Annotated in this window: 8 protein-coding genes; 6 read left to right on the top strand and 2 right to left on the bottom strand. The window is 71.4% G+C overall.

Going from position 1 to position 6,646, the window contains the following annotated elements; all coding sequences use genetic code 11:
* A partial coding sequence (locus AB0A63_RS03740; protein WP_360384938.1) for a fasciclin domain-containing protein occupies positions 1-258 on the top strand: 258 nt, incomplete at its 5' end.
* A 297-nt stretch (positions 259-555) separates the two neighbouring features.
* On the opposite strand, the gene AB0A63_RS03735 is transcribed toward AB0A63_RS03740, so the two are convergent.
* Together AB0A63_RS03735 and AB0A63_RS03730 are read right to left on the bottom strand one after the other, a co-directional pair.
* The gene (locus AB0A63_RS03735) at positions 556-1,281 is read right to left on the bottom strand and encodes an anti-sigma factor (RefSeq protein WP_360384936.1); all 726 of its coding nucleotides are present in this window, start codon (positions 1,279-1,281) and stop codon (positions 556-558) included.
* Positions 1,282-1,453: 172 nt separating this feature from the next.
* Positions 1,454-1,711 carry a hypothetical protein gene (locus tag AB0A63_RS03730; RefSeq protein ID WP_360384934.1) on the bottom strand — a complete coding sequence of 86 codons (258 nt, stop codon included), beginning with the start codon at positions 1,709-1,711 and terminating at the stop codon, positions 1,454-1,456.
* A gap of 327 nt (positions 1,712-2,038) precedes the next feature.
* Here AB0A63_RS03730 and AB0A63_RS03725 point away from each other — a divergent pair, with 327 nt between their 5' ends.
* The 5 genes from AB0A63_RS03725 (at position 2,039) to AB0A63_RS03705 (ending at position 6,634) form a co-directional block, all read left to right on the top strand.
* Positions 2,039-2,479, top strand: a complete 441-nt coding sequence (locus tag AB0A63_RS03725) for an ATP-binding protein (protein WP_360384932.1) — start codon at positions 2,039-2,041, stop codon at positions 2,477-2,479.
* A gap of 297 nt (positions 2,480-2,776) precedes the next feature.
* Positions 2,777-3,640, top strand: a complete 864-nt coding sequence (locus AB0A63_RS03720) for an LLM class flavin-dependent oxidoreductase (protein ID WP_360384930.1) — start codon at positions 2,777-2,779, stop codon at positions 3,638-3,640.
* Positions 3,637-4,908 (top strand): LLM class flavin-dependent oxidoreductase, encoded by a 1,272-nt coding sequence (locus AB0A63_RS03715; protein WP_360384928.1) that lies wholly within the window; start codon positions 3,637-3,639, stop codon positions 4,906-4,908. Before AB0A63_RS03720 ends, AB0A63_RS03715 begins: the two co-directional genes overlap by 4 nt.
* A 104-nt stretch (positions 4,909-5,012) precedes the next feature.
* Positions 5,013-5,888 (top strand): amino acid ABC transporter permease, encoded by an 876-nt coding sequence (locus tag AB0A63_RS03710; RefSeq protein WP_360384926.1) that lies wholly within the window; start codon positions 5,013-5,015, stop codon positions 5,886-5,888.
* Positions 5,885-6,634 (top strand): amino acid ABC transporter ATP-binding protein, encoded by a 750-nt coding sequence (locus AB0A63_RS03705; RefSeq protein WP_360384924.1) that lies wholly within the window; start codon positions 5,885-5,887, stop codon positions 6,632-6,634. Before AB0A63_RS03710 ends, AB0A63_RS03705 begins: the two co-directional genes overlap by 4 nt.
* The last annotated feature ends 12 nt before the right edge of the window (positions 6,635-6,646 follow it).

The raw sequence follows: 6,646 nt of genomic DNA, 5'->3' as shown, positions 1-6,646 counted from the left end.
AAGATCGACGCCGCGACGATCGAGAAGCTCAAGACCGACGACGCCCTGCTGACCAAGATCCTGACCTACCACGTGGTGCCCGGCCAGATCGCGCCGGACAAGATCGCCGGCGACCAGAAGACGGTCGAGGGTGGCGTGGTGAAGGTGTCCGGTTCCGGTAACGCGATCAAGGCCAACGACGCCAACGTGATCTGCGGCGGCGTGAAGACCGCGAACGCGACCGTGTACCTCATCGACACGGTCCTGCTGCCTGCCTGACATCTCCAGAGCAGCAGTACCGCGACTCCGGGAACCGCGCTGTCACAGGCGGTTCCCGGAGTTCCCCCATGTCCGCTCGTCGAACGGTCCGATGTGGACCGTCGTCGCGTCGGAGAGCCGGAACAGCGGCCGGTTCGCCGGTTCGCCGGTTCGCGCAGGTGCACCACGATCACGGCGCCGTGGTTCAGCAGCCGCACCGACCTCGTGATGACGCAGGCGTCGAGGTCGTCGAAGACGGCGAGGACGCGATCGGTCACGCCCCGGGATTCGGTGCGCCGTGCGCACCGGATTGGCGGGTCAGGCCAGGTTGACGGTGAGAACGGCGGCGCTGGTCGGGCTCGGTGACCCGCCGGCCGGCTCGACGGTGAGCAGGGCCTCGCGGGCTCCCGCGATCCCGGTGACGAGCATCGACGCCGACCGAGCCGGTGCGCGCAGCACGCCCGCCGATCGGGGCCCGTGGCGGTCGACCAGCCACAGCTGGTACGCCCGATCGCGGGGCAGGGTGCGCAGGTCATCGGCCATGAACAGCATCGCGTCACGGCTCTGCGAGATCGCCGCGGTGCACGCCGGTGCGGTGACGAGCCGCAGGTCCGGTGCCGCCAGCAGGTCGCCCGTCGCGGAGTGCGGCGACACGGCGACGGCGGTGGTGGTCTCCGGGGTCAGCGCACCGTGCACACCGCCCACGACGGCGGCGGCCGCGCACGCGACCGAGATGATCGCCGCGGCCCGCCGCAGGCCTTGGCGCCGGGAGAGCTCGGACCTGACCTCGGAGAACGGCGGCACCTGCCGGACCTGGCCGACCGCGTCCAGCACCCGTGGCCGCAGGGCGACGGGGACGGTCTGGCTTGCGGCGAGGCCGAGTCGTGCGGCAGTGCCCCGCAGGCCGGTCACCTCGTCCGTGCAGGCCGGGCACCGGTCCAGGTGCGCCTCGAACGAGGCCCGCTCGGCGTCGGGCAGCGCGCCGAGTGCGTGAGCACCGGTCAGCAGGTGCGGGTTGATCGCACGTGGTCGTCCCGGTTTCACGACCGTTCTTCGAAGCCGTCCGGTGATCGGATTGCTGCCGCCGCACCGGAGTCCGAAGTGGAGTGAGCACGAAGGCGGTGCACCCCGGGAGGTGCACCGCCCTGTGGTCAGCCCTGGAGAACGTGGACGGTCACGGCCTGCGGTTCCTTCAGGCCGGACCAGACCTCGAATTTCACGGGCTGGTCAGCGCGGACGCCTCCGAGGAGACGCCCGGGAACGCCTGGACGCGGTCCTGGCGAGCGGAACGGGAGCCGGCGGCGGCCGCCAGGCCCAGCATCAGCAGCAGGTCGCGGCAGTCGTCCACGTCACGGGAGTGCTCCGCCACCCGGCGCGCGGCCTGGCGCTGCTGAGCGGCCTCCGCGTGTTCCGCGGCGACGCGGGCCTCGGCGAAGCAGACGGCTGCTCCCTTGGTGCTGTCGGGTCGGGTCATGAGCGCACCTGCCCGACCGACGAGGTACCCGGGAGGAGCGGTGCGAGCAGGTCGTGCGGGCGATCCGGCGACAAGCCGGTGCTCCAATCTCCGGCCGGAGGTACAGCGCCGGACCGGGCAGGAGGGGTCCGCGGCGGCTGGATGCCGGCAACTGGAACCCCAACGATCCCGACCCTACCCCACGCGCCGCGGACTTCCGCGCAACCGCGTGCGATCGGCCGGACGACCGTACGGGGGCTAGGGTGGGGTCGTCTGGCTTTGCCGCTGGTCGCAGGTAGCGCGACGGAGTCCTCCGGTGGTTCCGAGCGTGGTCATCTGGAGGCTTCCGTGGCGCCCGCCGACGAAGATCCGCTGTTGCTCGTCCTGGACCTGCCCGTCACGCCCGAGACCGCCACCCCGGAGCTGCGGGAGAGCGTCGCCGAGGTCTTGGCCGACCTCGGCGAACGGCACCGCTTCGACGTCCTGCTGGTCGTGACGGAGCTGGTCTGCAACGTCCTGGACCACACGTCCGGCACCGGCCGGCTGCGGGTCTTCCTCGACAAGACGTCCGGCGAGGTCGTCGTCGAGGTCGACGACGACTCCGCGCTGCCGCCCGTGCACGGGTCCTCACGACTGGGCGGCGACCGGGGCCGGGGCATCGTGATGATCGACGGGCTCGCCGGCGAGTGGGGCACCAGGCCGCTGGCCGCCGGGGGCAAGACGGTGTTCGCCACCGTTCCCGCCGGCCGGGACACCGCCCAGGACCCCCGGCCCGGCCAGGCGCCGTAGTCGCCGCGCACCCGGTCGGCGAGCGGGCTCCGCACGCCGTTGGTGCCGACCGCGAACGTCGGCGCGAAACCTTTGTCGTTGTGCGCCTCGACTTCCGCCCAGCGAGCCGCAAGCCCGCTCCCAGCGCGAGGGCGCACACGCCCTTTCGAGTCGACATGCGCAAGACCGCGACACCGGACGGGGAGCGCGCAAGCGTCGAAATATTCCCGATCACGCGATCCTTCTCACCTGGTGGCCGTCACAGCGCGGCCCCCTCCCGCGCGGCCAGACTGCGAGGACCCGACGAGAGGGGGACCGGTGGTCGCACCACTGCACCTGGCCGTCGCACTGCCCGTGACCGGCGAGCTCACCGCGCGGTACTGGGCGGGGCTCGTGCGCGAGGCGGAGGACGCCAAGCTGGACTTCGTGACGTTCGACGACGCGCTCGGTGGCGCACCGGGGCTCGACGCGGTGCTGATCGCCGCTCGGGTCGCACCGCTGACCAGCCGGATCGGGCTGCTGCCCACCGCGGTCGTCACGCACACCGAGCCGTTCCACGTGTCGAAGGCGGTTGCGACGCTGGACCACGTGAGCGGCGGACGCGGCGGCGTGTTGCTCGACGTCGCGCCCGATCCGGTGCACGCCGGGCACTTCGGGCGGCGAGACGTCGGCACGGCTGACGAGCTGTGGGAGGAGGCCGCCGACTACGCAGAGGTGCTGCGGCGGTTGTGGGACAGCTGGGAGGACGACGCGGAGATCCGCGACGTCGCCACCGGGCGGTTCATCGACCGGGAGAAGCTGCACCACATCGACTTCGAGGGCAGGTGGTTCAGCGTCCGCGGCCCGTCGATCACGCCGCGGCCGCCGCAGGGCCACCCGCCGGTGGCCGCGACCGAGCCGGGGTTCGCGGACATCGTGTTCTCCGACAACGCCTCCGCGTCCGACCGGCTCGTGTACCGGGACGTCGACGCCACGGTGACGCCCGACGAGCTGCTGCACTGGCAGGAGGAGGGCTTCGCCGGGTTCCGGCTGCACGGCGACCTGCACACGGTCACCCGCGAGCTGGTCCCGCGGCTGCGGGAGCGCGGGGTGTTCCGCACCGAGTACGAGCACACGACACTGCGCGGGCACCTCGGCCTGGCCCGTCCGGAGAACCGCTACGCCGCAGGGAGCGCGCAATGACCAAGCAGATCCACCTCGCCGCGCACTTTCCCGGCGTGAACAACACCACGGTCTGGAGCGACCCGCAGGCCGGCAGCCACATCGAGTTCTCGTCGTTCGTCCACCTGGCGCAGACGGCGGAACGGGCGAAGTTCGACTTCTTCTTCCTGGCGGAGGGACTGCGGCTGCGCGAGCAGGGCGGGCAGATCTACGACCTGGACGTGGTCGGCCGGCCGGACACGTTCACCGTGCTGGCGGCGCTCGCGGCCGTCACCGACCGGCTCGGGCTCGCCGGCACGATCAACTCGACGTTCAACGAACCCTACGAGGTGGCGCGGCAGTTCGCCTCGCTCGACCACCTGTCGAACGGGCGGGCGGCGTGGAACGTCGTCACGTCGTGGGACGCGTTCACCGGCGAGAACTTCCGCCGCGGCGGTTTCCTGGCCCAGGAGGACCGCTACAGCAGGGCCGAGTCGTTCCTGCGCACGGCCTGGAAGCTCTTCGACACCGGTGTCGGCACGTTCGAGCACCGGGACCGGCACTTCGACATCAGCGGCACGTTCGGCGTGCCCCGCTCGCCCCAGGGCCGTCCGGTGATCCTGCAGGCCGGTGACTCGGAGGAGGGCCGCGAGTTCGCCGCCGCCACCGCGGACGCCATCTTCTCCCGCTACGCCACCCTGGAGGAGGGGCAGCGGTTCTACCGCGACGTCAAGGGGCGGCTCGCGCGGTACGGGCGGTCACCGGAGCAGCTGAAGATCCTGCCCGCGGCCACGTTCGTGCTCGGCGACACCGACGCCGACGCGCAGGAGAAGGCAGCCGTGGTGCGGCGTCAGCAGGTCAGCGGCGCGACCGCGATCCGGTTCCTCGAACAGGTCTGGAACCGCGACCTGAGCTCCTACGACCCGGACGGGCCGCTGCCCGAGGTCGAGCCGCTCGTCGGCGAGAACACCATCGCGCGCGGCCGGGCCAGCGTGCGGATGTTCAAGGACCCCGCCGCCACCGTGCGCGAGTGGCGGGAGAAGGCCGCGGCGAAGAACCTGTCGATCCGCGACCTGGTGATCGACGTGAGCGCGCGGCAGACGTTCACCGGGTCGGCGGCGAGCGTCGCCGCGCAGATCGACGACCTGGTGCAGCAGGACGCGGCGGACGGCTTCATCCTGGTGCCGCACGTGACCCCCGGCGGGCTCGACGAGTTCGCCGACACGGTGGTGCCGCTGCTGCAGGAGCGCGGTGTCTTCCGCACCGACTACACCGGCCCGACACTGCGCGATCACCTCGGTGTCCGATAGTTGTTCACCACGTGGACGCCCTTGCTCCCCTGATCGGCCGGTACCTACGGTGAGTTCCGCGCCACGCGCCCCGTTCTGACCCGCCCGGCCGACAAGGACCCGCCATGTCCTCTGCTCTCGCTCCACCGTCCACAAAGGACAGATCGGACGATCTGGCTGCCCTGTCGGTCGTGCCGGCCCGCCACCCGTGGCGGTGGGTGGGCGTCGCGGTCGTGCTGGTCCTCGTCGCCCAGTTCGTGCACGGCCTGGTCACCAACCCGGGCTGGGACTGGCCGACGTTCGCCCGCTACTTCACCGCCGAGTCCGTCCTGCGCGCGGTGGGCACCACGATCGTGCTCACCGTGCTCGGGACGGTGCTCGGCTTCGCGCTGGGCATCGCGGTGGCGCTGCTGCGGTTGTCCCGCAGCCCGTTCCTGCAGGGCGTCGGCTGGACGTACGTGTGGGCGTTCCGGTCGATCCCGCTGATCGTGCAGTTGTTGTTCTGGTTCAACATCTCCTACCTCTACCAGCGGTTGTCGGTCGGCATCCCGTTCGGCCCGGAGCTGTACTCCTTCGAGACCGTGCAGCTGATCAGCCCGATGGGCGCCGCCGTCCTCGGGCTCGCGCTGCACCAGGCCGCCTACGCCGCCGAGATCGTGCGCTCCGGCGTGATCTCGGTCGAGCCGGGCCAGCTGGAGGCCGCGGCCGCACTGGGCATCCCCAGGTCCCGGCAGCTGCGCAGGATCGTTCTGCCGCAGGCGATGCGCGCCATCCTGCCCAACGCGGCCAACGAGGTGATCAGCCTGTTCAAGGGCACCTCGGTCGTCTCGGTGATGGCGATCGGCGAGCTGTTCTACCAGGTGCAGGTGATCTACGGCCGCAACGCGCGGGTCGTGGCCCTGCTGATGGTCGCGACCGTCTGGTACATCGTCCTGACCACGCTGCTCTCGATCGGTCAGCACCACGTCGAGCGGTACTTCGCGCGAGGAGCCCGCCGGTGATCGAGGTGCTGGGCGTGCACAAGAGCTTCGGCGCCACCGAGGTGCTGCGCGGGGTGTCGCTGGAGGTCGCGGCCGGCGAGGTCGTGGTGGTGCTGGGCCCGTCGGGTTCCGGCAAGTCGACGCTGCTGCGGACGATCAACCACCTGGAGAAGGTCGACCGCGGGTTCATCAGCATTGATGGCGCGCTGGTCGGCTACCGGCGCTCCGGGCGCAGGCTGTACGAGCTCAAGGAGCGCGAGGTGCTCCGGCAACGCGCGCAGATCGGGTTCGTGTTCCAGAACTTCAACCTCTTCCCGCACCTGACCGCGCTGCAGAACGTCGTCGAGGCGCCGCTCGCCCACGGCCGGGCGCGCGACGAGATCCACGCGGAGGGACGCGCCCTGCTCGCGCGGGTCGGCCTGGCGGACAAGGAGGACGCGTACCCGCGGCAGCTCTCGGGCGGCCAGCAGCAACGGGTCGCGATCGCCCGCGCGCTGGCCACCCGGCCGAAGGTCGTGCTGTTCGACGAACCCACCTCCGCGCTCGACCCCGAGCTGGTCGGCGAGGTCCTCGACGTGCTGCGCGACCTGGCCCGCTCCGGCACCACGATGGTCGTCGTCACCCACGAGGTCGGTTTCGCCCGCGAGGTGGCCGACCGCGTCGTCTTCCTCGACGGGGGAGTGGTCGTCGAGGAGGGCCCGCCGGCGCAGGTGCTCGACCACCCGGTCCACGAGCGCACCCGCGCTTTCCTGTCCAAGGTGCTGTGAAGGGAGTCTGTT

Source organism: Lentzea sp. NPDC042327, assembly GCF_040647275.1.
In the GTDB taxonomy this organism is placed as follows: Bacteria; Actinomycetota; Actinomycetes; order Mycobacteriales; family Pseudonocardiaceae; genus Lentzea.
Note: the sequence above shows the minus strand (reverse complement) of the source record. Positions and strands in the feature narration are given on the sequence as shown.